Raw genomic sequence first — 24,750 nt, 5'->3', positions numbered from 1 at the left:
CTACAACCTTTGCGCCTGGCGGCCGAACTGGGGATGGATGGTGGGCCCGGCCTTGCGGATGGTCTCGCGCAGGCGCCCACGGCCCGCAGGGGCGTGGTCGTCCTCCACATCCATCAGGTATGGGCCGACCGCGTTCGCTTCGTCGGCGACCGCCCTTTGTAGCGCATCGAGCGCGGCGGGGCCTTCGAGGATCTGGGCCTCGTCCAGTTCCTCCGTCCAGGAACCGTCGGCTTTCCAATAGACGACGGCACCTGAGAAGAGGTCGTTGGCGGTGATGACCTTCGTACCGGCGGCTTTGGCTTTCTTGACGCCGCCTGCGGAGATCTTGACCGGCTGTTCGGCCGCTCTCGGGGTCGCTTCGGTCTGGCTCATGCTGCTTGCCTCTGGCTTGCGAGGGCGAGGAGATCCTCGCCTTTGGCCTTGGCGGCCACCTCGCCGATGATGAGAAGTCCGGGGGCGGAGATTTGCGCTGCCGCATCGCCAAGGGTCGCAAGATCGGCGCGGATCACACGCTCGGTGTCGCGCGTCCCGTCAGCGACCACGGCAACCGGGGTCGACGCATCAAGGCCGCCCTTGAGGAGATCGCCTGCAACATCGCCCGCGCGGCGCACGCCCATGTAGACGACGATCGTGCCGCGGAGCTTCGCGAGCGATGCCCAGTCGATGTCCGGGGCACCGCCGCCGCCAGCCTCCGCCGTGACAAAGGTGACGGACTGGCTGAGCCCGCGATGGGTCAGCGGCACTTCTGCGTTGGCCGCGCAGCCCAGCGCCGCCGAGATGCCGGGCACCACCGTCGCGGAGATGCCTTCGGCCTGCAGGGCTTCGAGCTCCTCCCCGCCGCGACCGAAGATGAAGGGGTCACCGCCCTTCAGGCGGACGACGCGCTTCCCCTCACGGGCAAGGCGCACCATCAGCGCGCCGATCTCGGCCTGCGGCACGGCATGATCGCTGCGCTTCTTGCCGACATAGATGCGCTCGGCATCGCGGCGGCAAAGCGCAAGAATCTCGTCCGAGACAAGGTTGTCGTGGAGGATCACGTCCGCCTCCTGGCAGACGCGCAGGGCTTTCAGGGTCAGGAGCTCAGGATCGCCAGGGCCAGCTCCGACAATGTGGACATGGCCGGGGGTCTCGCCTTCGAGCTCCTCGCGAAAGAGGCTTTCGGCCCGCGCCTCGTCACCGGCCATGACAGCCTCGGCGGCAGGACCGGAATAGAAGCGCTCCCAGAATGCGCGCCGGCCCTTGCCTTGGATCGCTTCCGAAACGATCCCGCGACGTTCTTTGCCAAAACGGATGACTTCGCCAAGCCTGGCGGGCAGCATCTGCTCCAGCCGCTCGCGCAGGCGGCGGCCGATGACCGGGGCGGCACCACCGGTCGAAATGCCGACCACCAGATCGCCGCGGTGGACGATCGACGGGATCACCACATCGCACAGATGGGGCATGTCCACGGCGTTCACCGGCACGCCATGAGCGCGGCCCAGCTTCGCTGCCCGTTCATCCTCGGCCTCGTCGCCGGTCGCGGCGACCAGCAGCTTCGGGTTCTCGGCAAAGGCGGTGTCGCTCAGGGGCCCGGCGCGCAGGATCACCTGCCCACCCAGCTCCCTTGCAAGGGGGCTGTTTTCAGAAGCGCTGAAGGCCACGATCCGCGCGCCCGAAGGAAGAAGCAGCCGCGCCTTGCGCAGGGCCAGCTCCCCGCCGCCTGAAAGCAGGACAGTCGCGCCTTGCAGGTCCATAAAGGCTGGAAAATACCGCATGGTGATAGAAAACCTATTCGATAGGGTGTCGATTGCCTATGTGGAGTGACAAAACCGGGACAGCAAACGAATGTTCGTCCGAGTGCACGTTAGGTTTCCTCAAGGGACACGATTTTATGCGCAGGCTTCCACCCCTCAACGCCCTTCGCGCCTTCGAGGCTGCGGGGCGACACCTTAGTTTTTCTCGTGCGGCGGATGAGCTGAACGTGACCCCCGGCGCGATCAGCCAACAGATGCGCATCCTCGAAAGCTGGCTGGAGGCACCGCTTTTCAAGCGCGATCCGAAAGGGCTCGAGCTAACGGAGGCCGGGCTCGCAGCCCTGCCCCATATGCGTGAGGGCTTCGACCGCCTCGCCACCGGTGTCCGCCTGATGCAGGCGGGGTCGGGTCCGTCGCGGGTGACGGTGTCCGTGGCGCCGAGCTTCGCGTCGAAATGGCTGGTGCCACGGCTTGACGCTTTCCAGGAAAAACACCCCCATCTCGACGTCTATGTGCATGCCGACATGGAAGTGGTGGATTTCGCCACCGCGGACGTGGATGTCGCGATCCGCTTCGGCCGCGGCGGCTATGATGGCCTTGTCGCAGAACGTTTGATGACCGAAAGCATCGTTCCGGTCTGTGCACCGAGCCTTCTCAAGGACCACCAGCTCGATGAGCCTGCCGACCTCGCCAAGCAGACGCTGATCCATGACGACAGCGATCGCGAGGGCGTGCCGACCTGGCAGATGTGGCTGCGCGCGGCGGGCGTGGAAGATGCTGACGGCTCAAGGGGCCCGCGTTTCAACCAGTCTTCGCTGGTGATCGAAGCGGCGGTGGCAGGCAAGGGCGTGGCGCTCGCCCGCTATGCCCTCGCCGTGGCGGACCTCGAAGCGGCGCGCCTCGTCATCCCTTTCGGGCACGAGACGCCGACCGATTTCGCCTATTGGCTCGTCTATCCGGAGGCGAAAGCCGCGCTGCCGGACGTGAAGGCCTTCATTGACTGGGTGAAGTCGGAAGTTCGTCCCCTGCCCGCTGCGACGTGACGCCGGCCTTGTCGAGCTCAGGCTTCAACCGGCCAGAGATCGCAAGGAAGAACATCCTGTAATCGCTCATCAACGACCAGAGCGGATAGGTGAAGGTCGCAGGCTTGTTCCGCTCGACAAAGGCGTGACTGACCCAGGCGAAGCCGTAGCCGAGCAGCGGGACCAGAAGGACCAAGAGCCAGTTTCCAGTGACAATGGCCGCCGCGATGGCGACGAGGCCGAGGCCCGTGCCGATATAGTGATACATCCGCGTGCCCGGCCTGGCGTGCTCACGCAGGTAATGGGGCCAGAACTGCTCGAAAGTGGTGTAGTCACGCATGGCGTCCTCCCGGTGGACTTTTCCCGGTAGAGTAGCAGGCCCGAGGGCCCCTCGCCAAATCAGAAGCCGAGTTCTTCGTCGGGCACGGCGGCGCCTTTGCCGCGTTTGCGGAAGACGGTGATGAACAGGCCCGCGACGAGAAGCGCTGCACCGACGAAGCCGGGGATCATGGCAATCGCGCGGAAGACCGGGCCGACCTGGTCATCGCCCGTGGCAACGCCGAGCTGGCTGCCGAAGAAATAAAGGCCGATGGCGACCGCCACGGTGATGAAGCCGGCGATCACCATCCCGGGACCGGTCTCGCCGCTCTCACGCTTGAGATGGCCGAGAAGCTCAGGGTCGATGCCTTGGCCTGACGCAGCAAGCGCGCGGATCGTTTCGTTGTTCGAACGAACCTTCAGATAGTTGAAAAAACTGCCGATCAGGATGATCGCCAAGACGAACCCGAAAACGCCGATCTGGCCGTAGCCGAACAGGTCGAAATCCATGTGCCCTTCCTCCTCCAGAGTCCTGAATGCTCAAGATGGGGATTATCGAAGAACATGAAAAGAGGTTCAGGCGCGAGGGCTCGCTTTTGCGGGCCTGAGGCCGAGCCTGGCGAAGAGCGCGGCATCGGATTTCGGCTCGGGGTTCGGGGTCGTCAGGAGCGCGTCGCCGACGAAGATCGAATTGGCGCCAGCGAGGAAGGCAAGGGCCTGGGTTTCGTCCGACATGTCCTCGCGACCCGCGGAAAGGCGCACCACGCTCTGGGGCATGGTGATGCGGCAGGCGGCGATGGTGCGGACAAGCTCGATGGGTTCGACAGGCTCGGCCATCGACAGCGGCGTGCCCTCGATGGGAACAAGCGCGTTGATCGGCACGCTGCCCGGATGCTCGGGCAGGGTGGCGAGGGTATGCACGAAGCTCACCCGGTCGGTGCGCGTCTCGCCGAGGCCGAGGATGCCGCCGCAGCAGGTGTTGATGCCCGCCTTCCGCACCGTCTCCAGCGTCCGGATCCTGTCCGCGAAGCTCCGCGTGGTGATGACCTTCCCATAATGCTCTTCTGACGTGTCGATATTGTGGTTGTAGTAATCGAGGCCGGCATCCGCGAGCTTCTTCGCCTGGTCATCGGTCAGCATACCGAGGGTCATGCAGGTCTCGAGACCCATGTCCCTGACGCCGCGGATCATCGCTTCGAGCGCGGGCATGTCCCGGTCCTTGGGACTACGCCAGGCGGCGCCCATGCAGAAGCGGGTTGCCCCTCCCGCCTTGGCCCGCGCGGCATCGGCGAGCACCTGCTCCGTATCCATCAGCTTGGAGGCCTTGAGGCCGGTGTCGAACTTCGACGACTGGCTGCAATAGCCGCAGTCCTCGGGGCAGCCGCCGGTCTTGATGGAAAGGAGCTGGGCGGCCTCGATCTCGGTGGGATCGAAATGGCTCCGATGAACCTCCGCCGCACGGAAGAGAAGCTCCGTAAACGGCAGGTCGAAGAGCGCTCCGATCTCCTCGCGCGTCCAGTCGGTGCGGGTCGCTGGCGGGGTATCGAGCGGCATCGGGGAACTCCTGGACAAAAAAGGCGGAGCCTGCGGCCCCGCCTTGGTTTCGTGGCGTCTGAGGCGCGTCAGATCAAGGTCAGTTCTTCGGCGTCAGGCGCAGGATGCGGCCTTCGCCGCGTTCGCCGCCGTCCTCCATCAGGTAGACCGATCCGTCGGCGGCTTCATCCACCGCGCGGATCCGGGCACCCATGTCGAAGCGCTCCGCCTCGCAGACGCCGTCTGGATCGGTGTCGCAATCCAGGGTGACGCGGACCAGCGCCTGGCCGGAAAGAGCGCCGATCAGCGCCGAGCCGGTCCATTCGGGGAACATGTCACCCTTGTACATCAGGAGCGAGGACGGGCTGATCGCGGGCACCCAATACTCGTCCGGGGCGCGGAAGCCGTCGCCTTCGGAATGGTCAGGGATTTCGCGGCCCGAATAGTGATCGCCCATGGAGACTTTCGGGTAGCCGTAGTTCTCGCCCTTCTCGATCCGCTGGAACTCGTCGCCGTGGCGGGGGCCCATCTCGACCTCCCACAGATTGCCCTCGGCGTCGAAGTCGAGACCGAGCGGGTTCCGCATGCCGAGGGTCCAGATCTCGCGGGTCACGCCGCCCTGGTCATAGAAGGGGTTGTCCTCGGGGATCGAGCCGTCCGGGTAGACACGGACGATCTTGCCGAGGTTCATGTTCATCGCCTGGGCGGGGTTGAATTTCTGCCGCTCGCCGGAGCTGATGAAAAGATATTCCCCGTCGGGAGTGAATGCGAGGCGGTGGCCGTAATGGCCCCGGCCCGTCACTTTCGGGTTTTGTCGCCAGATGACCTCAAAATCTTCGAGCGTTCCATTTTCCAGGTCGAGGACACCGCGGCCCACTGCGGCACCGCGGCGGTTGCGGCGCCCGGCCTCGGCATAGGAAAGGTAGATCATCCCGTTCTCGGCGAAGTCCGGGTGGAGAACGACATCACCAAGACCGCCCTGCCCGCCATAGTCGACCTCGGGAACGCCGGAGACATCCGTCTCGACCTCGCCATCGCCGTTCACGACGAGCAGCCTGCCGGCCTTCTCCGTCACCAGCATCCGGCCGTCCGGCAGGAATGCGAGCGCCCAGGGCTCCTCCATGTCCGCGATCACTTCGATGTCGAAGGAATGAGGCGCGGGCTCGGGAGCCTCGGGGACATCCTGCGCGGCAAGCGCGGCGAGGGCGATGAGGCTGGTCAGCATAGGGCTCTCCCTTGAAACTTTTCAGGTTCATGTAGCGGCCACGCCGGCGAGGGCGAAGCCGCAGGCGCAGTCATCAGAGGCCGCGGTCCGGCTCGGCGTCTTTGAGACCCAGGACATCGAGGGCGAAGGCATAGTCCGCCGCGCGCTCCTTGAGGCGCTCGAACCGCGCCGCCGAGCCGCCATGGCCCGCCGTCATGTTCATGCGCAGGAGGAACGGCCCGCCGGTGGTCTCCTCACGGAGCCGCGCAATCCACTTGGCGGGCTCCCAGTAGGTGACGCGATAATCGGTCAGCCCGCCCGTGGCGAGAATGGGCGGATAGGCTTCGCCGGCGCGGATGTTGTCGTAGGGCGAGTACCTGCTGATCGTCTCATAGGCCGACTTCTCGGTGATCGGATTGCCCCATTCCTCCCACTCGGGCGGGGTGAGGGGCAGGGTGTCGTCGGAAATCGTGCTGAGGACGTCGACAAAAGGCACGGCACCGATGATGCCGCCATAAAGACCTGGATCGAGATTCACCGCCGCCCCAACGAGAAGGCCACCTGCCGAGCCGCCATAACCGACGATTCGCCCGCGCTTCGTGTACCCTGCATCGATCAGGGCCTGGGCGGCATCGTTGAAGTCGGTGAAGGTGTTCTCTTTCTTGTCGAGCTTGCCATCGAGATACCACTGCCGCCCCTTGGCCGACCCGCCCCGGATATGCGCGACGGCAAAAACCGCACCCCGGTCGACGAGGCTGAGGACATGGGTCGAGAAATCGTCCTCGATATAGATCCCGTACGAACCATATCCGTAGAGGACGACGGGCAGGTTGCCATCGGGCGTCACGTCACGGCGGCGGAGAAGGACGACGGGGATGCTCTCCCCGTCCCGTGCCTTGGCTTCGATCCGTTCAACCGTGTAGGCATCCGGATTGTGGCCCGAGGGCACTTCTTGTGTCTTCCTCAGGGTACGGACACGACTTGCCATGTCATAGTCGAAGACCTGGCTCGGCTGGCTGGGGCTTTCATAGGCGAAGCGGATGACGTCGGTGTCGAATTCCCCCCACCCCATGAGCGAAAGGGCATAGGCGTCCTGGTCGAACCCGATCTCGTGCTCGCCCGTGCGGTCATAGCGCCCGACAATGATGCGGGGCTTCGCATTCCGCCTCTCTTCACGGACGATCCAGTCCTTGAAGCAAACCATGCCGGACACGTAAGTCCCGCTGGCATGGGGGAGCCAGTCCTTCCAGTTCTCGCGGCCCGGCGCGTCTTCAGGCGCGGTCACGATCTTGAAATCGACGGCACCGTCCGCATTCGTATGGATGTAGAACACGCCCTCACGATGGTCGACGAAATAGAGGACACCGTGCTGGCGCGGCTCGATCACCCTTGGCTCGGCGTCGGGCTGGTCGAGGGGGATCACATGATCCTCTGACGTGGTGCCGTTGCTGACCGTGATGGTCAGGAACTTGTCCGAGGACGTCTCGCCGATGCTGAGGAACATGCCATCATCGTCTTCCTCGTAGACAAGACGGTCATCCTGCGGATTGTCCCCGAGCCTGTGATACTTCACCCGTTTGGGACGCTGGTTGTCGTCCCGCTCGACATAGAAGAAACCCTTGTTGTCCTTGGACCAGACAACAGAACCGTCGGTCGACGGAATGACGTCGTCGAATTCCTTGCCATCGGCCAGTCGGCGGACGTGCAGGTCGTAATATTCCGAACCCAGCGTATCGACACCATAGGCCATCAGTTCATGGTCCCAGGAGACATCGACCCCGCCGATCGAGAAGAAGTCCTTGCCCTCGCCTTCCTTATCGCCGTCGAGCATGATGTCTTCGGGATCGCTCTCGGACCTGCGGCGGGCATAAATCGGGTACTGACCACCCTCGCGGTAGCGGACATAGTATTCGAAGGGGCCGTCGCGCATCGGAACGGTGCTTTCGTCTTCCTTGATCCGCCCACGCATTTCCTGGAACAGCGCCGTCCTCAGGTCCTCGAGATGGTCCGTCTGCGCCTTGTAATAGGCGTTTTCGGCCTCGAGATGCGCGCGCACGTCATCGCGCAGCAGCGTGGGGTCGCGCAGGACCTCCTGCCAGTTGTCGTCGCGCATCCAGTGATAGGGATCGACACGGGTCTCACCGTGCTGGGTCAGTTCAAAGGGGCGCTTCTCGGCAACAGGCGCGTCGGTCATCAGGGCTCCATCCTTCAAGGGAGCCGTCAGTTAGCGTCCCCTTCCTCCGGACCCAAGCTTTCTGTGGGGGCCTCGTCGACGCGGTAAGTTTCGAGCTGCCGGAACGTGTCCGGGATCGGCGAACCGTCGATGACGGGAACATCATAGCTGCGGCGTTCGAAGGCGACCTCGCCGCGGCGCGCAGCGTCCATCAGTTCCGCCTCCCGGTCCTCCGGCACGTAAAGCGCCGTCTGGGTGAACAGCGTCCACCTGCCATCCTCCTCGCGGTAGAATGCGATGCGCAGGCTGCCGTAATTCTGGTGCATGACCATGGCGAGCGGCCGATCCTCGAAGAAGACGATGACCGCGTCCTCCTCGACGACAATGTTCTTGAGGGCGAGATCCTTCAGCGCCTGCGGCACCTCCCGGTCTTTCGGGAACACATCAACCCGGCCCGGCGCGCCTGTCTCATCGGGGCGGATTTGGTAGGCGGGGCGGTCGCCGATGGCCGCGGCCCGCTCCGCCAGCACGCCCTGCCCGGCGCGAAGCTCCGCGAAGGCCCGCTCGCCCGGAGCGCCCAGCTTGTCGCGGAGGTAGACGAGATCGCTCGACGTCACCTCCTCGGGGGCCGCGCGCATGATCGCGAGCTGGCTTTCCACGGACCACGTGTAAGGCTTGAAGAGCGGGGTGCAGATGAAGACGGCAATGGCCACCAGGACGGCCGACATGACAATATTGCCCTGGCGCAGGATCACCCAGCGCTCGGCCAGTGCCGCCGCGGCGTAGATCGGGGCGTAGAGCGCGAACACCAGCACCGGCACACCGGCAACAATGCGGTTCGGCGTCAGGCCTTCGCTATCGATCCGCATCCACAGGCCATAAACGGCGAGCGCCATCAGGAAGACGAGAAGAATGCCAAGGAGCCGCGCCGTGGCACCGAACAGGGCATTTTGCGGCCTGCCCTCGTCGGCGACGATGGCGTTGATCATGATGATCGAGGCCGCGGCGGCCGCGGTCAGCGTACCCACCGGCGACAGCCCCTCGATGAGCGAGCCGAAGCCCCGGATCATCACCGCGCCGACAAAGACCGTGGCGCAGGCGGCAAAGACCGGCGCCGTAACCCGGATCAGCGCCATCTTGATCGACCGCGCCGCCAGCACGGCGGACTCGCGCTGGCGCACGACACCGATGCCGACCGCTTCGAGAAGGCCGAAATAGGTGACGATGAACCAACCTTCGCTCATCAGGTCCCGAAGGAACTCAAGCCCGATGAAGGCAAAGAGCGCCGCCACCAGCGCGGCCAGCAGCATGCCGACCAAGACAAAGACCTGCGCCACCCCGACAAGCACGGGAATGGTCCACGCATCGGCATAGAGCGGGCGGTAGTCGAAGAAGCTGTTCCCCTTCGACGCCGCCCTCAGGAAAGGCAGCAGCACCGTGACGATCACGGCGCAGGCAAGGAAGGGCAGGACACCGTCCGACAGCGCCCCGCCTTCTGCGGTGACGCCGATGCGGTAGAGGCCTCCGGTGATGAGCGCGACGATGGCACCGGCCAATGCAGACCTGACGATCTGGCCCTTGAGGACCGTCAGGAAATATGTTGCGCCCCCGAAAAGAAGCCCGAAGATCATTGCCAGAAGGGTCGGGTCCGGGTCGCCGCCCGCCTTGTCGATGAGGTCGCCATTGACCCAGATGAGATAGCCGAGAACTGCCCCTGGCAGTCCGAAGACGGTCATCAGGCTGTGCCCGCCCCGCGGAACCCGCTCGTCGATCTGGATATCCATGCGCCCTACTCCCTTGAGCCTTAACAGCATGTCATGCCTGTTCTTTCAACGCACAAGCGCCGCCTGCAGCGAGCGGCGCAAAGGTCGCGGGTGGCCGATTGAGAGCCGCTGCGAATGCTGGCATGGAAAGTCATGGCTGAAGCGGTGATCACGAGGGCCGGTCCGGGCGACGAGGCGGATCTCGCGGATCTTGGCGCGCGGAGCTTCAGCGAAACCTTCGCGCATCTCTACAGCCTCGAAGACCTGCAACTGTTCCTCGCCAAAGCGCACAGCGTTGCCGCCTATGAGCAGATCTTGTCGGACGCAGGTTCGGCGGTGTGGATCGCACGGACCCCTCGCGGCGAGGCGGTTGGCTATGCGGTCGCTGGCCCGTGCAGTCTCCCGGTGGACGACATGGCAGCGAACGCAGGCGAACTCGGCCGGCTTTACGTCCTCAAGTCCCACCAGGGCCAAGGGCTGGGCGTGAAGCTGCTCGAGAAGGCGCTCGGCTGGCTCAAGCGGCAATACGGGCCCCTCTATATCAGTGTCTATTCCGAGAACCATGGCGCGCAGCGCCTCTACCGCCGCTACGGCTTCGACAAGATCAAGGAATACAAATACATGGTCGGGAACCATGCCGACCGCGAATTCCTCTTTGGACGCCAGCCCGGCCGGGAATGAAAAAAGGCGAGGACCCCGAAAGGCCCTCGCCAGTCAAAAGCGCTCCGCTAGGGATTGAGCGCTATCCCCCGATCTCGTGGCGGCAGGACCGCCCTGCGCCTTCAAGACCGCATAACCCGTGCCGACTTCCCCTTTCGCACCGCCGACTTTCGGCGACGCAAAAACAATGACCCTCTTCACGGCCATGCCAGCTTGCCACGCCGTAGTTCACGCAGAGCCTGCCAGCAAGAGGCCGCGCGCTGGACCATCCCGCTTCGGGCAGGCTGACGGTCCGGTCCTCAGCCCGCTTTGCTGCACTGCACGTAACTCGCGGCGCGGCTCCGATCGAACTCTATCGTGTCGTATGGTCAATTCTTACACGTCCAAACAGGTCAGATTGTAAAGTCTAGCAGGGCGCTGGAGCTTCGTGAACCTCGCCCGGCATTCTCTCATCAGAAAGCGCGATGTCGCGAACTGGCCATACCGAGACCCCGTACACCCCCCAGGCCCGGCATGAGTTCCTCGCGCGCCCGGCAATGCCGGTCATGCCGCACTGGCACGCGCGCCCGGACGGTATGGCCGCGAAGGTTTCGAGCGATCGCTGGGGTCCATGGCAGAGGGAGACAGAGGGAGGATGTGGGGTTCGCGGGCCATACTTCCGTCGCCGGCGGTATGGCCATGTCCTCCGCGAGCTAACCGCGCCTGGCTGCAGAAACCCGTTCTCGCCCCGTCCGGTCACGCCTAGGGATTGGCCGTCAAGGAGCTTCTCGATGACCTGTCTGCGTCTCTACTTTCACCCCCGCAGCCCTTATTCACGGCTGGGGCTCCGCCTCGTGGCGCGGGAGGGCCTGCCGGCGAAGGTATCCACCAGTCTCCATGTCTTTGACGGCCCGCCGGGGGATGCCCCATTTCTCAATCCGACCGACTCGAAACCCAAGCTCCGCTACATGCTCGAAGATGCCCCGAGAATGACGATGCGGGCCGGCCTGCCCATCGCTCCGCCCCTTCGGCCCGAGCCCGACTACAGCCCTTCGATCACCGCGTTCCATGCCGCGCGGGAAGCAGGCAAGGGTCTGGAATTCGCGCTCGCCGTGTCCGATGCCCGTTGGGGCCGGAGTGAAGACATTGCCGATCCGGAGTGCCTCAAGTCCTGTGCCGAGCGAGCGGGTCTCGATGCCCACACCGATCTTGGGCGCGCACCGGAGGGGGCGACCGACGCAGATCGCGCTCTGATCGAGAGAGACCAAGTCTTCGGCGTGCCCTTCGCGGTACTCGACGACGGCAAAAGGACCCAGAAATTCTGGGGCCATGACCGGTTCGAATTGCTGGCGGAAATCCTGGCCTAGGCGTCGTTCTCGTCGAGAGGGATGCCGTAGAGCTCCAGCCGGTGGTCGACCAGCTTGAAACCATGCTCGCGAGCGATCTTCTCCTGGAGCTTCTCGATCTCGTCATTGACGAACTCGATCACCTCTCCGTTCTTCACATTGATGAGATGGTCGTGGTGGTCGTCGCTGGCTTCTTCATAGCGAGCGCGGCCATGGCCGTCCTGGAAGTCATGGCGCTGGACCACGTCGTAGTCCTCGAGAAGCCGCATGGTCCGGTACACCGTGGCGATGGAGATGCGGCTGTCGATTTCCGAGGCGCGGCGATGGATCTCTTCAACGTCGGGATGGTCTTCCGCTTCCGAAATGACCCTTGTGATGACACGCCGCTGGTCCGTCATCCGCAGGCCCTTTTCGGCGCAGATCTTCTCAAGACGGTCCATCCGTTTCCTCCTCGGCGAGGACAAGGCGCAGGATCGCTGCGTCCGAGCCGTCGCGGTAATAGCCAAGGCGCTTGCCGGCCTCTTCAAATCCAAAGCGCCGGTAGAGCGCCCGCGCAGCCTTATTGGACGTGCTCACTTCGAGAAACAAGCGCCGGACACCCGCGGCGGTTGCGCTCATGATGATCCCCTCGATCAGGGCCGCTCCGTCGCCCTGACGGGGGGCGAGGGTTCCGATCGTCAGGATCTCCGCCTCGTCGCCGAGAAGCCTGAATGCAGAAAGGGCGCGCGGCGGATCCCCCAGGAGAAGCACCGTGTCGAAGCGGTTGATGATGGTCTCGCGCCAGAATTGCTCATCCCAGGGGCCTTCGGGGAACACCTTTGCGTGAATGCGGGCAAGCGTCGCCGCGTCACCCGGCTGCGCCACCCGGATCGTCACAGCGCCGGCCGCGACGGGGGCTTGGCATCCGGCGCCCGCATGTAAAGCGTACGGAGCGGCGAGACGTGGCGCTGTTCGGTCAGGCGGAGAAGCGCCGCAGCACTCGGGACCAGCGGTCCCACGGCGTTGCGCGAGGGGTCGGCCGCCGAAACCCCCGAGCCCGCGACCCGGCTCCGCTTGGCCATCCAGCGACGGGTGTCGGCATAGTCACGGACCTTGGCCGTGCCCTTGGCCCCGCCACGCTTGCCAAAGCGTTGGGTATAAGCCTGGCCGCGGCGGGCATCGATGGCCACGGCCACCGGATAGCCGGCGGTTTCAGCGAGGGCTTCGAGGGTGGTGAGCGCCACGGTTTCCGCGCCGGTCCCCATGACGAGGCCCTTGGCGAAGGCGATCCCGACGCGCTGGCCCATGAACGAACCCGGCCCCACGGTCACGCCAATGCGGTCGATCGCGTCAGGGGCGATCCCGGCTTCCGCAAGAAGCTGCGCAAAAGCGGGCGCGATGCGCTCGGCATGGCCGATACCGATCTCTTCCGAGACCGAAACGGTCCTTCCATCATCGAGCTTGAGGCCCAGTGTCAGCGCGCTGAGGCAGGTATCGATCGCAAGGAGGGCTATAGCAGCTCAGCCGCCTCGTCGAAGGGCAGGCGCGGGCTGCGCTCGAACAGGTTTTCATCGGTTCCGTAGCCGATATTGCAGATCCAGTTGGCCTTCACCGTGGTGCCAGCGAAGAAGGCTTCATTGACCCCGTCCTGATCAAAGCCCGACATCGGTCCGCAATCGAGGCCGAGCGCCCGCGCTGCGATCATCAGATAAGCGCCCTGGAGAGTGCCGTTGCGGAACGCCGTCTCCCGGATCAGGTCGTCATTGCCCTCGAACCAGGACTTGGCGTCCGTATGCGGGAAGAGCTCGGGCAGCCTTTCGTAGAACGCAAGATCGTAGCCGATGATGCAGACGAGCGGCGCCGCCATCGTTTTCTCGCGGTTGCCCTCCATCAGGAAAGGCTCGAGCTTCTTCTTGGCCTCTTCGGTCCGGAGAAACAGGAACCGCGCCGGCTGGCAGTTGGCGGACGTCGGGCCCCATTTCATCAGGTCGTAGATCTGCCTGACCTGCTCATCGGTGACCTTGCGGTCCGACCATGCGTTGCGGGTCCTGGCCTCGGTGAAAATCTGGGCCTGGGCTTCGGCGGAGATGGGAATGGTTCTGTCCATGTCGGGGCAGATAGCGCCCGGCGGCTGCGTTGTCATCGCAGCCGGTGACAAGAGTCCGTTGCGCCGGGCGTCCGCGCCCTCAGGCGACGGCCTCGACCGCCGTCACCTCGGGCACGTAGTGCTTGAGAAGGTTCTCGATCCCCGATTTGAGCGTCATCGTCGACGAAGGACAGCCAGCGCAGGCCCCCTGCATGGTCAGGAAAACGATGCCGTCGCCCGGCTCGTAGCGGTGGAAGATGATGTCGCCACCATCCTGGGCCACGGCCGGCCGGACACGGGTCTCGAGAAGCTCGATGATCTGCTCGACGATCTCGCGGTCTTCGCCCGTGTAGTCTTCGGGCGTGGTGGTCCCTGCCGTGGCGGTGGCCTGGCGCTCGTCGACGACGGGAATGCCCGCAGCGAGGAAATCGGCAATGGTGCCGAGAATGGCTGGTTTGATGGACTCCCAGTCCACCGTCTGGTCCTTGGACACGGTGACGAAGTCCGCACCGAGATAGACCGAGACGACACCGTCGACATCAAAAAGCGCCGTCGCAAGCGGCGAAATCTTCGCGGCACCGGGCGACGGAAAATCCATCCCCAGCTGCCCCTGACCCAGCACCGGCTGGTCAGGCAGGAACTTCAGAGATTGCGGGTTCGGCGTGTCTTCGGTGCGAATGAACATGGCGTCTAAGTGGACCCTTATGCCGCGCTCGCCAAGGGAGGTTTTCGGGCAAATTGTCTTTCCTATGGACGACCCCGCCCTGCCTTCAGGGCCTCACGACATCGCATCGTGGATTGGTCGCGCTTTCACGCGGAGCGAATGATAGCCGCTCTCCCTTCCATTGGCCGACGCTCGGCACTGTGACGGAGGACGGGGCGCCGGAGACGCGGACGGTCGCAATGCGCGGGCACCGGGCGGAAGCGCGGTCGCTGGTTTTCTAGACCGACAGGCATTCGGCAAAAGCGGCGCAATTGGCGCAGCAGCCTCGGGCTTCGCTGCATGTCTCCGATCCGCCGAAGAAGGTGAAGCACGGCAGGATGTCGAACTTCTCCCATGCGCCGGTGCCGGGCGCAGCGATCGACCGATAGCGATGTCAGCTTCGACCCTGAGGACTCGGTTGCAAGGGAGGAGCTGCGCGCGCCCCGCTTTGGTTATCAGCTTACGGACCAATACACTCCGGCCGCGTGCGCCGTCCTCGCGCCCGAGTGAAATTTGGGGTTGAACCGCCCGAAGCATCGTGGCTGGTGCCTTGAAACAACCGCAGTTAAGGCTGGGCCATGGCCGACGATACAACGACGAAATTCACCGATCAGGAAGCGCTCGATTTCCATTCCAAGGGGAAACCCGGAAAACTGGAGGTCACACCGACCAAGCCGATGGCGACGCAGAGGGATCTCTCCCTCGCCTATTCGCCCGGCGTCGCGGTGCCGGTGAAGAAGATCGCCGAGGAGCCCGACAGCGTCTACGACCTGACGGCGCGGGGCAACATGGTGGCGGTGATCTCGAACGGGACCGCCATCCTGGGCCTGGGCAATCTCGGCGCGCTGGCCTCGAAGCCGGTGATGGAAGGCAAGGCTGTCCTCTTCAAGCGTTTCGCCGATATCGACTCGATCGATCTCGAGCTGGACACGGAAGACCCTGACGCCTTCATCGATGCGGTGAAGCACCTCGGGCCGTCCTTCGGCGGCATCAACCTCGAAGACATCCAGGCCCCGGACAGCTTCTATATCGAGACGAAGCTCAAAGAGCTGATGGACATCCCGGTCTTCCACGATGACCAGCACGGGACAGCGATCATCGCCGCAGCGGGACTGCTGAATGCGCTCGACATCGTCGGCAAGAAGATCGGCGACGTGAAGGTGGCCGTCTCCGGCGCCGGGTCATCGGCCATCTCGGTGGTGAGCCTCATCAAGACCCTTGGCGTGAAGCACGAGAACGTCCTGATGTGCGACCGCGCCGGCGTCCTTCGTCCCGGCCGCGACAAGCCGATGAACCAGTGGCAGTCAGCCCACGCGGTGGACACGGACAAGACGACACTTGCCGAGGCCATGGACGGCGCCGATGTCGCCATCGGTCTGTCCGTAGGCGGAGCGTTCACCAAGGAGATGGTCCGCTCCATGGCATCGAACCCGATCATCTTTGCCATGGCGAACCCGACACCGGAAATCACGCCGGAGCAGGTGGCCGAAGTGCGCGGCGACGCGATCATGGCCACAGGACGCTCGGATTATCCGAACCAGGTCAACAATGTCTTGGGCTTTCCCTACATATTCAGGGGGGCGCTCGACGTCCGTGCAAGGACAATCAATGAGGAGATGAAAGCCGCCTGCGCCCGGGCGCTGGCCGAGCTCGCCCGCGAAGACGTGCCGGACGAGGTGGCGAACGCCTATGGCACCCGCCTCCAATACGGCCCCGGCTATATCATCCCGACACCGTTCGACCCGCGCTTGATCTCCAAGATCCCCCCTGCGGTGGCCAAGGCGGCATGCGAGACGGGCGTGGCGCGGCAGCCCATCACCGACTTCGACGCCTACCAACACAAGCTGGCGACCCGTCTCGATCCGTCAGCGGCGTTTCTCCAGAAGGTCTATGCCACCGTGCGCTCGGGCGAGACGAAGAAGCGCATCGTCTTCGCCGAGGGCGAGGAAGAGCAGGTTATCCGCGCGGCGCACAGCTTCCAAGGACAGGGCCTCGGCCAGGCGATCCTGATCGGCCGCGACGACAAGGTCCGCCGGACTATGGAAACCCTCGGACTGAGCGCCAACCACAATATCGAAATCTGGAACGCGCGGGAGTCAGCGCAGACCCAGCAGTACACGGCGCATCTCTACGGGCGATTGCAGCGCGAAGGCTATCTCGAGCGCGACTGTCGCCGCCTCGTGAACCAGGACCGCAACGCGTTTGGGGCATGCATGCTCGCCTGTGGCCACGCTGACGGCATGGTCACAGGGGTGACCCGTCACTACAACGTCGCGCTCAGGAACGTCCGTCTCGCGCTCGATCCGAGGCCCGGCGAGCGCGTGATCGGCATGTCGGTGATCCTGGCCAAGGGCCGAACGGTCTTCATGGCCGATACGTCAATTGCAGAATATCCGACATCGGAAGAACTTGCAGACATCGCGGTCCAGTCCGCCCATGCCGTCAGGCAGCTCGGCTTCGAGCCGCGTGTGGCCCTCACGTCCCATTCGAACTTCGGAAATCCTGACACGGAGCACATGCGGCGGATCTCGAACGCCGTGAAGATCCTCGACGCCCGACCGGATATCGATTTCGAATATGAAGGCGAGATGACCCCACGCATGGCGCTGAACAGCCGTCTTCGCGAGATCTATCCGTTCAGCAGGCTGACGGGCGATGCGAACCTTCTCATCATGCCTGGGCTCCACTCTGGCGGCATCGCATCGAAGCTACTCGCCGAGATCGGCGGCGCGACGGTGATCGGCCCGATCCTCATCGGCCTGTCCAAGCCGGTGCAGATCGTCCAGACCGGCGTCCAGGTCAACGATATCCTCACCCTCGCCGCGATCGCCGCCTATGAGCTCGATACCGAGCATCGGGAATGGGCAGAGACCTCGAAAGGCCGTCCGCAGCTCTAGCCTGTGGTCGCTGCCTGAGGACCGCCGGGGGCGCCAGCCCCGCGGTGGTTTCATCTCTACAGCGCAGTCACTGCGGTGCGCGCTTGGCGAGGATCCGCTGCAGGGTCCTGCGGTGCATGCCGAGGCGCCGGGCCGTCTCCGACACGTTATGGCCGCAAAGCTCGTAGACGCGCTGGATGTGCTCCCACCGGACCCGGTCAGCCGACATCGGGTTTTCAGGTGGCTCGGGAAACTCGCCTTCGCGGGCGAGAAGGGCCTTCTGCACATCGTCGGCATCGGCAGGCTTGGCGAGATAGTCGATGGCACCAGCCTTCACCGCGGCGACGGCAGTGGTGATGTTGCCATAGCCGGTCAGGATCACCGCGCGGCTGTCGGCCCGCTGTTCATGCAGGAAATTCACGACGTCGATGCCGTCGCCGTCGTCAAGGCGCAGGTCCACGACGGCGAAGGACGGCGGGTTCTGCCGGATCAGGGCCTTGGCTTCGTTGACTCCCTCCGCGAGGACAGGCTTGAAGCCGCGCTTCTCCATCGCCCGACCGAGGCGGGTGCGGAAAGGCTGGTCATCATCGACGATCAGGCAACTGGCATCGTCTGGGAGATCTCGGATTTCTGTCATGTTGCGTACACTTCCCTCGGGGATACATCTGGAACTGATTTGGGGTTCTCGGTAAGCTTGGCCAGAGGCCAGGACACTGCGACCCATGCGCCCTTCCGTCCCGTATTGTTCCCGAAACGCAGCGCGCCGCCGGTCCGCTCCAGCAGGGTCTTGGCAATGAAGAACCCGAGGCCAAGCCCGCCCTTGCCATCGGAGTGTTTCGCCGGGCTTCGCGGATAAGGCTCACCTAGGCGGAGCATCGTCTCGTTCGGAATCCCCGGACCGTCATCGCTGATTTTCACTTCGAGACGGCCGTCCCGCCAAGCCGCGCTGATATCGACGCGGCTTTCGGCATATTTGGTGGCGTTCTCGATCAGGTTGCGGAGGCCGTATATAATCTCGGGCTGGCGCTGAAGCCTCTCTGGGAGCGGGCCGCTTTCGGGATCGAAACTGAATTCGATGGCCTTGCCGGGGCTTTCGATGAAGGGCCGCGCGGCCTCGCGCAGCAGGCTGTCGAGCGAGATGACATTATGCACCGCGTCGCCGGCCTGACCGGCCTCCGAAAGCCGCCGCAGGATGCGTTGGCAGCGCTGGGTCTGGGAGATCAGGAGCGCCGCGTCTTCCTTCAGGGGACCCTCGGGCAGCTCCCTCTCCATCTCGCGGGCCGTGACCTGGATGGTCCCGAGCGGGGTTCCGAGCTCATGGGCGGCGGCGGCGGCAAGTCCGTCTAGTGCGGTCAGGCGCTCTTCACGACTGAGAGCCATTTGCGTCGCGGTCAGCGCCTGTGCCAGCTTCACCCGTTCCTGCGTCACCCGCCACGCATAGGCCGACGTGAACGCAACCCCCATCACGAGCGCGATCCAAAGACCGAGATTGTAAACCTGCGGCACCGCGAAGCCATCGGTCGTCGTCCACGGCAGCGGCATGTGCCAAAGCGCCAGGAACGTATAGCAGGCCACGACCAGCCCGATGACGATTGCCGCGTGCCTGAGACGCAGGCTCGAGGCCGCCAGCATTGCCTGCATGATGAGCCAGAGCGCGAAGGGATTCTGGATGCCACCGGTGAAGTAGAGGATCGTCGCGATCTGCAACGTGTCGAAGCAGAGATAGGCCGTGACTTCGGTGGGCTTCATCGGCTGGGCCGGGCTGAAGCTCAACGTTGCGTAGAGATTGACGACCACGCCCGCAGCGATCGCCAGCAGGATGCCGCCGAGGGGCATCTCGAAACCGAAGCCGAACTTCACCACCACGAGGACGATCAGCTGGCCCAGGATCGCGAACCAACGCAGCCCGGTGAGGGTCCCCTGGCGAAGAATGGACGGATGTTCGAACGCAATCGGTGCCATGGGCCTACTTTGCTCCCGCGCGATGCTTATAAGAAGACCCATGATCAGGACGAATTATCTCATCCCCGCCTTCTTCCTTCTTGCAGCAGCCTGCACCGAGGACACCCCGCCGCGCGGCGAGATCGAGCTCAACGAAGCCTTCTCCGCTGAGTTCGACCTTATCGACATGTATGGCGAACCTGCTAGCGACGAACGTTTCGAGGGCAAACCGATGCTGATCTATTTTGGCTTCACGAGTTGTCCTGATGTCTGTCCTGCAGCCTTGGGCGTGATGACGGCGACCCTCGACCAGCTGGGACGCGATGCGGGCGACGTGCAACCCCTCTTCATTACGGTGGATCCCGAGCGGGACACCGCCGAGCGGCTGCGCGCGCATCTTTCCTTCGATCCGAGGATCCTCGGCCTCACAGGAAGCGAGGAGGAGCTGAAGGACGCCCGCAACCGGATGCGCGTTTTTGCCGCGAAGGTGCCCCTCAAGGACAGTGCTGTCGGCTATACCGTTGACCATCAGTCGCTTTTCTTCCTGACCGACGCCTCGGGGCAGCCAATCGTTGCCTTCAATGACGACATGGACCCTGCGGTCATTGCCGCGCGGATCAAGGCCCGCCTCTAGCTGTTGTTCACGCGACCTTCATAAAGATTGCGGAATTCTGCGTTCTCGTGTTGCATCGCACATCCAGAGCATCAGGCACCCGAGGTTTGATATGATCTATTCGGCTTACGAAGCGGCACACCAGCTGATGGCACCGGTCAGGCAGATGGCCCGTGCAACCGCGAGCCTGGTCGACAATCCTGCCAACATCGCCCGCGACAGCTGGCCGAGCCGGGCCTTCATCGCCGGCCATAACGTCTTCGAGATGGCCACGCGCCGCTATGGCAAGCCGGACTGGCGTTTGCCCACGACCGAAATCGAGGGCGTCGAGGTGCCTGTCACTGTCGAGACAGTGCTCGAGAAACCCTTTGGCCGCCTGCTTCGTTTCCGTCGCGATCCGAATGTTCTTGCGACAATCAAAAGCTTTGAACCCCAACCGCGCGTCCTCATCGTTGCACCGATGTCGGGGCACCATGCGACACTGCTGCGCGGCACCGTCGAGGCGATGCTGCCGGGCCATGAGGTGTTTATCACCGACTGGACAGACGCCCGCGACGTTCCGGTGATCTTCGGCCGTTTCGACCTCAACACCTATATCGATTACCTGATCGAGTTCATTCGCATGATCGGTCCGGGCAGCCATACCATGGCCGTCTGCCAGCCGGGTCCGCCGCTGCTCGCGGCCTGCTCGGTCATGGCGGCCGAGGACGATCCGGCCCGCCCGCGCTCGATGACCTTCATGGGCTCCCCGATCGACGCCCGGAAGTCGCCGACGGTGACGAACCTCCTGGCCGAGCAGAAAGCCTTCGAGTGGTTCGAGGAGAACATGATCCAGACCGTGCCGGCCCCCTATGCAGGCTTCACGCGGCGGGTCTATCCGGGCTTCATCCAGCTTTTCAGCTTCATGTCCATGAACATGGAGCGGCACGTGAATGCGAGCTTCGACTACTACGCCAACATCCTGCAGGGTGACGACTTCGCGGCCAAGAAACACGAGGTCTTCTACGACGAGTATCTCGCAGTGTGTGACATGACGGCGGAGTTCTATCTCCAGACCATCCACGACGTTTTCCAGGAGTACCTGCTGCCGCGCGGTCTCTTCACCCATAATGGCAAAGTTGTGGACCCGTCGGCGATCAAGGATATTGCGCTGATGACCGTCGAAGGCGAGCTGGACGATATTTCGGGCATCGGCCAGACGCAGGCCGCCCACGATCTCTGCACGAACATTCCGGCCAAGGACCAGCTCGACTACATCCAGAAGGGCGCGGGGCACTACGGCGTCTTCAACGGCAAGAAGTGGCGAAACGAAATCCAGCCGCGCCTCGCCAAGTTCATCGCCGATCGCTTCGACCCCGAAGAAGAGCGCGAGAGCCAGAAGGGGCACGCCCTCAAGGTCGTCGGCGCGGCGTAACGCACCGCTCGTTTCCTTTGTGACTTCGGCCAAGGACCGCTAGAGACGCGGCCATGCCGAAGCACGCCCCCCTGAACGAGAACAGCCGTCTCTACCTTGTCGATGGCTCCGCCTATATCTTCCGCGCCTTCCATGCGCTGCCGCCGCTGACGAGGAAGTCCGACGGCCTGCCCATTGGTGCGGTGTCGGGCTTCTGCAACATGCTGTGGAAGCTGTTGTCCGATGCCAGCAACGATGCGGTCGAGCATATCGGCACGCCCACTCACTTCGCGGTCATCTTCGACCATTCGGGCTACAGCTTCCGCAACGATCTTTATCCGGATTACAAGGCCAACCGAGACGAGCCACCGGAGGACCTTCGGCCCCAATTCTCACTCATTCGCGATGCGACACGCGCCTTCGGCCTTCCGTGCAAGGAGGAAGAAGGCTTCGAGGCAGACGATATCATCGCCACCTATGCCCGGATGGCGGCGGAGAAGGGTGCGGAAGTCGTCATCGTCTCCTCGGACAAGGACCTGACCCAGCTTGTGAACGACAAGGTCGTGATGTTCGACCCGATGAAGAACAAGATCATCGACGCCGCAGGGGTGATCGAGAAGTTCGGCGTCGGCCCCGAGAAGATGATCGACCTGCAGGCCCTGATGGGGGACTCCACCGACAATGTTCCCGGCGTTCCGGGCATCGGCCCGAAGACAGCCGCCCAGCTTCTCAACGAGTACGGAACGCTCGAAGAACTGCTCGCCAATGCAGAGAACATCAAGCAGAAGAAGCGTCGCGAAAACCTGATCGCCTTCGCCGACGATGCGCTGATGTCGAAGAAGCTCGTCACCCTCGATGCCCATATGGACGGCCTCGAGGACCCCGAAGAGTTCGGTGTCGCAGAGTTCGACCACCAGAAGCTGGTCGACTTCCTCGAAGAGATGGAACTCACCACACTGACGAACCGGGTACGAAACGACGGCGGGATCGAGGCCTCCTCCGGCGAAGGGAACCCGGCGATGAAAGAACTCGATAACAAGATCGACCCGTCGGCCTACAGGGCGATCTTCACGATGGAAGACCTGAGGGCGTTCATTGATCGGGCCTATGAGTTCGGAACCCTCGCGGCCGACACCGAGACCGACAGCCTCAACGCGATGCGCGCGCGACTCGTGGGCATCTGCCTCGCAGCGGCGCCGGGCGATGCGGTTTATGTGCCGCTTCTTCATGGTGCGGATGGTCTCGATCTCGGTGACGCGAGCGATGAGAAACAACTGGACACGAACGAAGTGCTCGAAGCCCTCGAGGGAATCTTCACCGATCCTTCGGTGGTCAAGGTTGGCCAGAACCTCAAATACGACCTCGTTGTGCTCGCGCGCCACGGGGCGACGCTCTCGCCCGTGGATGACACCATGCTGATGTCTTATGTCCTCGAATGCGGCGAAGGTGGCCACGGCATGGACGAGCTTGCCGAGCGCCACCTCGGCCATACTTGCATTCCGTTTACGGATCTTGCTGGCAAGGGCAAGAAACAGAAGACCTTCGACCAGATCCCGATACCCGATGCGACGAAATACGCGGCCGAGGACGCCGATGTGACCCAGCGCCTGGGCCTTGTCCTCCGCAGGAAACTGCTTGAAGACAGTATGCTGACCGTTTACGAACGCATCGAACGCCCCCTCGTTCCCGTCATTGCCCGGATGGAGCGCGAGGGCATCAAGGTCGACCGGGACGAGCTTTCCCGTCTTTCCTCAGAGTTCGCCCAGAAGATGGCGATGTATGAACAAGAGGCCTACGAGGCGGCCGGCGAAAAATTCAATCTCGGCTCGCCCAAGCAGATCGGCGAAATCCTGTTCGGCAAGCTCGGGCTACCCGGCGGCAAGAAGACAAAGACCGGCGCCTGGGCCACGGGTGCGGATCTTCTCGAGGAGCTCGCTGCCGAGGGCCACGAGGTTCCCAAGGCAGTTCTCGGCTGGCGCCAGATGTCAAAGCTCAAATCGACTTATGCCGATGCCCTTGTCGAGGCCATTCATCCCGAGACGGGCCGGGTGCATACGAGCTTCTCGCTGGCATCCACCAACACCGGCCGGCTCTCGTCCAACGATCCCAACCTGCAAAACATCCCGATACGGACTGAAGAAGGACGCAAGATCCGGCGCGCTTTCATCGCGGAGAAAGGGAACCTGATCGTCTCCGCCGACTACTCGCAGATCGAGCTTCGCCTCCTTGCCCATATCGGCAACGTCCCGGAGCTGGCGCGGGCCTTCAACGAAGGGATCGACGTCCACGCGCTGACGGCATCGGAGGTGTTCGGCGTGCCGCTCGATGACGTGACACCGGATCTCCGCCGCTCCGCCAAGACGATAAATTTCGGGATCATCTACGGAATTTCCGCCTTCGGACTATCGTCGCGCCTCGGCATCGACCGCAGCGTGGCGAAGGATTACATCGACAGCTATTTCGCGAAGTTCCCGGGCATCCGCCGTTACATGGACGAGACAGTCGCCGCGGCGAAAGAGAACGGTTACACCGAGACAGTCTTTGGGCGGAAAACCCATATCCCAGGCATCAACGCCAAGCAGCCCAACATGCGCGCCTTTGCCGAACGCCAGGCGATCAACGCGCCGATCCAAGGCACCGCAGCGGATGTCGTCAAGCGCGCCATGGTCCGTGTGCCCCCAGCCCTCCAGGAGGCAGGTCTCGGCGCGAGGATGCTGCTCCAGGTGCATGACGAGCTTGTCCTCGAATGCCCGGAGGACGAGGCGGAGGCAACCTGCGCGGTGGTGAAGGAGGTCATGGAGAATGCCGCGGCGCCTGCTGCGGAGTTCTCGGTCCCCCTTGAGGTCGACGCCAATGCCGCGCCCAACTGGGAAGAAGCCCACTGACGCGTGATCCAGCGGGCGGGGGCTTCCACCGGCCAGCGCAAGCCGCTAGCGCAGCGGAACCGAACGAGGAGTATCGCGATGTCTGAACTGATCGGCCGTTTCCTGAGCTTCGAGGAGCACCTCGGGCGCGGACTCGTGAAGTTCGTCTATTACGTCCTCCTGTTCCTGCTCATGATGACGACGCTCTATGACCTCGGCGTCGCCGTGGGCCAGATGTTCGGCGGCAAGTTCTGGCTGGGACTCGGCAAGTTCGTCGTGCGTATCCCGCTCGAGTTCATTGTCTCCCTGCTTTTGCTGCGTGTCGGCGCGGAGCTCATCATGGCGGTGCTGTCCATCGACGATCACCTGCGCTCGGGCATCCGCGACGGCGACACGATGAGCTCGGGCCTCAACGCTCCGTCGCACCCTCCGGCGGCGGCACCGACCCTCAAGACACCGAGCGCCGAAGTGGCCAACGACCTTGATGATGATGCCGAAGAACCGACGTCCGAAAAGACGGAGGAAGAGGGTTCCGAGGGCGAAACGACCGAGAAGGAATAGGGG

General features: G+C 63.6%; 23 protein-coding genes. 8 read left to right on the top strand and 15 right to left on the bottom strand.

What is annotated here, in order from left to right; translation table 11 throughout:
• Together IE053_RS07450 and cysG are read right to left on the bottom strand one after the other, a co-directional pair.
• Positions 1 to 372: a DUF2849 domain-containing protein gene (locus IE053_RS07450; protein WP_189574085.1), complete on the bottom strand. Its 372-nt coding sequence runs from the start codon at positions 370 to 372 to the stop codon at positions 1 to 3.
• Complete coding sequence (cysG, locus tag IE053_RS07445; RefSeq protein ID WP_189574082.1) at positions 369 to 1,754, bottom strand: siroheme synthase CysG; 1,386 nt, start codon at positions 1,752 to 1,754, stop codon at positions 369 to 371. Before cysG ends, IE053_RS07450 begins: the two co-directional genes overlap by 4 nt.
• Before the next feature lie 116 nt (positions 1,755 to 1,870).
• Here cysG and gcvA point away from each other — a divergent pair, with 116 nt between their 5' ends.
• A complete protein-coding gene (gcvA, locus tag IE053_RS07440) occupies positions 1,871 to 2,776 on the top strand; it encodes a transcriptional regulator GcvA (RefSeq protein WP_189574078.1) in 906 nt (301 codons plus the stop codon).
• Here gcvA and IE053_RS07435 read toward each other — a convergent pair.
• The 6 genes from IE053_RS07435 to IE053_RS07410 all read right to left on the bottom strand — a co-directional run bounded on the left by IE053_RS07435 (position 2,727) and on the right by IE053_RS07410 (position 9,767).
• Positions 2,727 to 3,095, bottom strand: coding sequence for an Mpo1-like protein (locus tag IE053_RS07435; RefSeq protein WP_189574075.1), 369 nt, complete (start codon positions 3,093 to 3,095; stop codon positions 2,727 to 2,729). The genes gcvA and IE053_RS07435 overlap by 50 nt on opposite strands.
• Before the next feature lie 59 nt (positions 3,096 to 3,154).
• On the bottom strand, positions 3,155 to 3,583 hold the full coding sequence (locus tag IE053_RS07430) for a hypothetical protein (RefSeq protein ID WP_189574072.1): 429 nt from the start codon (positions 3,581 to 3,583) through the stop codon (positions 3,155 to 3,157).
• A gap of 66 nt (positions 3,584 to 3,649) precedes the next feature.
• Positions 3,650 to 4,627: a biotin synthase BioB gene (gene bioB / locus IE053_RS07425; RefSeq protein WP_189574069.1), complete on the bottom strand. Its 978-nt coding sequence runs from the start codon at positions 4,625 to 4,627 to the stop codon at positions 3,650 to 3,652.
• A gap of 79 nt (positions 4,628 to 4,706) precedes the next feature.
• Positions 4,707 to 5,831 (bottom strand): PQQ-dependent sugar dehydrogenase, encoded by a 1,125-nt coding sequence (locus IE053_RS07420; protein WP_189574066.1) that lies wholly within the window; start codon positions 5,829 to 5,831, stop codon positions 4,707 to 4,709.
• Between the two features lie 73 nt (positions 5,832 to 5,904).
• On the bottom strand, positions 5,905 to 8,004 hold the full coding sequence (locus IE053_RS07415; RefSeq protein ID WP_189574063.1) for a S9 family peptidase: 2,100 nt from the start codon (positions 8,002 to 8,004) through the stop codon (positions 5,905 to 5,907).
• A 26-nt stretch (positions 8,005 to 8,030) separates the two neighbouring features.
• Positions 8,031 to 9,767, bottom strand: a complete 1,737-nt coding sequence (locus IE053_RS07410) for a DUF4153 domain-containing protein (protein ID WP_189574060.1) — start codon at positions 9,765 to 9,767, stop codon at positions 8,031 to 8,033.
• A gap of 114 nt (positions 9,768 to 9,881) precedes the next feature.
• Between IE053_RS07410 and IE053_RS07405 the strand changes: the two genes are divergently transcribed.
• Together IE053_RS07405 and IE053_RS07400 are read left to right on the top strand one after the other, a co-directional pair.
• Entirely contained in the window at positions 9,882 to 10,427 is a 546-nt protein-coding gene (locus IE053_RS07405; protein ID WP_229786101.1) for a GNAT family N-acetyltransferase, read from the top strand.
• A gap of 749 nt (positions 10,428 to 11,176) precedes the next feature.
• Positions 11,177 to 11,752 (top strand): DsbA family protein, encoded by a 576-nt coding sequence (locus tag IE053_RS07400; RefSeq protein WP_189574057.1) that lies wholly within the window; start codon positions 11,177 to 11,179, stop codon positions 11,750 to 11,752.
• Here the strand turns inward: IE053_RS07400 and IE053_RS07395 are convergent.
• The 5 genes from IE053_RS07395 to IE053_RS14660 form a co-directional block, all read right to left on the bottom strand.
• The gene (locus tag IE053_RS07395) at positions 11,749 to 12,171 is read right to left on the bottom strand and encodes a Fur family transcriptional regulator (protein WP_189574039.1); all 423 of its coding nucleotides are present in this window, start codon (positions 12,169 to 12,171) and stop codon (positions 11,749 to 11,751) included. The genes IE053_RS07400 and IE053_RS07395 overlap by 4 nt on opposite strands.
• Positions 12,158 to 12,595 carry a GNAT family N-acetyltransferase gene (locus tag IE053_RS07390; RefSeq protein ID WP_189574036.1) on the bottom strand — a complete coding sequence of 146 codons (438 nt, stop codon included), beginning with the start codon at positions 12,593 to 12,595 and terminating at the stop codon, positions 12,158 to 12,160. The genes IE053_RS07395 and IE053_RS07390 overlap by 14 nt, the downstream gene beginning before the upstream one ends.
• Before the next feature lie 8 nt (positions 12,596 to 12,603).
• Positions 12,604 to 13,209 (bottom strand): tRNA (adenosine(37)-N6)-threonylcarbamoyltransferase complex dimerization subunit type 1 TsaB, encoded by a 606-nt coding sequence (gene tsaB, locus IE053_RS07385; RefSeq protein ID WP_268249056.1) that lies wholly within the window; start codon positions 13,207 to 13,209, stop codon positions 12,604 to 12,606.
• Between the two features lie 11 nt (positions 13,210 to 13,220).
• Complete coding sequence (locus tag IE053_RS07380; RefSeq protein ID WP_189574033.1) at positions 13,221 to 13,817, bottom strand: malonic semialdehyde reductase; 597 nt, start codon at positions 13,815 to 13,817, stop codon at positions 13,221 to 13,223.
• A gap of 79 nt (positions 13,818 to 13,896) precedes the next feature.
• Positions 13,897 to 14,481, bottom strand: coding sequence for a NifU family protein (locus IE053_RS14660; protein ID WP_189574030.1), 585 nt, complete (start codon positions 14,479 to 14,481; stop codon positions 13,897 to 13,899).
• 596 nt (positions 14,482 to 15,077) lie between these two features.
• Between IE053_RS14660 and IE053_RS07370 the strand changes: the two genes are divergently transcribed.
• Positions 15,078 to 17,396, top strand: coding sequence for an NADP-dependent malic enzyme (locus IE053_RS07370; RefSeq protein ID WP_189574027.1), 2,319 nt, complete (start codon positions 15,078 to 15,080; stop codon positions 17,394 to 17,396).
• A gap of 67 nt (positions 17,397 to 17,463) precedes the next feature.
• On the opposite strand, the gene IE053_RS07365 is transcribed toward IE053_RS07370, so the two are convergent.
• Both IE053_RS07365 and IE053_RS07360 read right to left on the bottom strand, forming a co-directional pair.
• Positions 17,464 to 18,012, bottom strand: a complete 549-nt coding sequence (locus IE053_RS07365; protein WP_189574024.1) for an ActR/PrrA/RegA family redox response regulator transcription factor — start codon at positions 18,010 to 18,012, stop codon at positions 17,464 to 17,466.
• Entirely contained in the window at positions 18,009 to 19,337 is a 1,329-nt protein-coding gene (locus IE053_RS07360; protein WP_189574008.1) for an ActS/PrrB/RegB family redox-sensitive histidine kinase, read from the bottom strand. The genes IE053_RS07365 and IE053_RS07360 overlap by 4 nt, the downstream gene beginning before the upstream one ends.
• A gap of 40 nt (positions 19,338 to 19,377) precedes the next feature.
• On the opposite strand from IE053_RS07360, the gene IE053_RS07355 reads away from it, so the two are divergent.
• From IE053_RS07355 to IE053_RS07340, 4 genes are all read left to right on the top strand, one after another.
• Positions 19,378 to 19,950, top strand: coding sequence for an SCO family protein (locus IE053_RS07355; RefSeq protein WP_189573992.1), 573 nt, complete (start codon positions 19,378 to 19,380; stop codon positions 19,948 to 19,950).
• Positions 19,951 to 20,041: 91 nt separating this feature from the next.
• Positions 20,042 to 21,343 (top strand): polyhydroxyalkanoate depolymerase, encoded by a 1,302-nt coding sequence (locus IE053_RS07350; RefSeq protein ID WP_189573989.1) that lies wholly within the window; start codon positions 20,042 to 20,044, stop codon positions 21,341 to 21,343.
• A gap of 53 nt (positions 21,344 to 21,396) precedes the next feature.
• Positions 21,397 to 24,207 (top strand): DNA polymerase I, encoded by a 2,811-nt coding sequence (gene polA, locus IE053_RS07345; protein WP_189573986.1) that lies wholly within the window; start codon positions 21,397 to 21,399, stop codon positions 24,205 to 24,207.
• Positions 24,208 to 24,285: 78 nt separating this feature from the next.
• The gene (locus IE053_RS07340) at positions 24,286 to 24,747 is read left to right on the top strand and encodes a DUF4282 domain-containing protein (RefSeq protein WP_189573983.1); all 462 of its coding nucleotides are present in this window, start codon (positions 24,286 to 24,288) and stop codon (positions 24,745 to 24,747) included.
• Positions 24,748 to 24,750: the final 3 nt, after the last annotated feature.

The organism is Parvularcula lutaonensis, assembly GCF_014651915.1.
Lineage (GTDB): Bacteria > Pseudomonadota > Alphaproteobacteria > Caulobacterales > Parvularculaceae > Parvularcula > Parvularcula lutaonensis.
The sequence above is the reverse complement of the archived record's forward strand: the minus strand, read 5'-3'. Positions and strand labels throughout refer to the sequence as shown.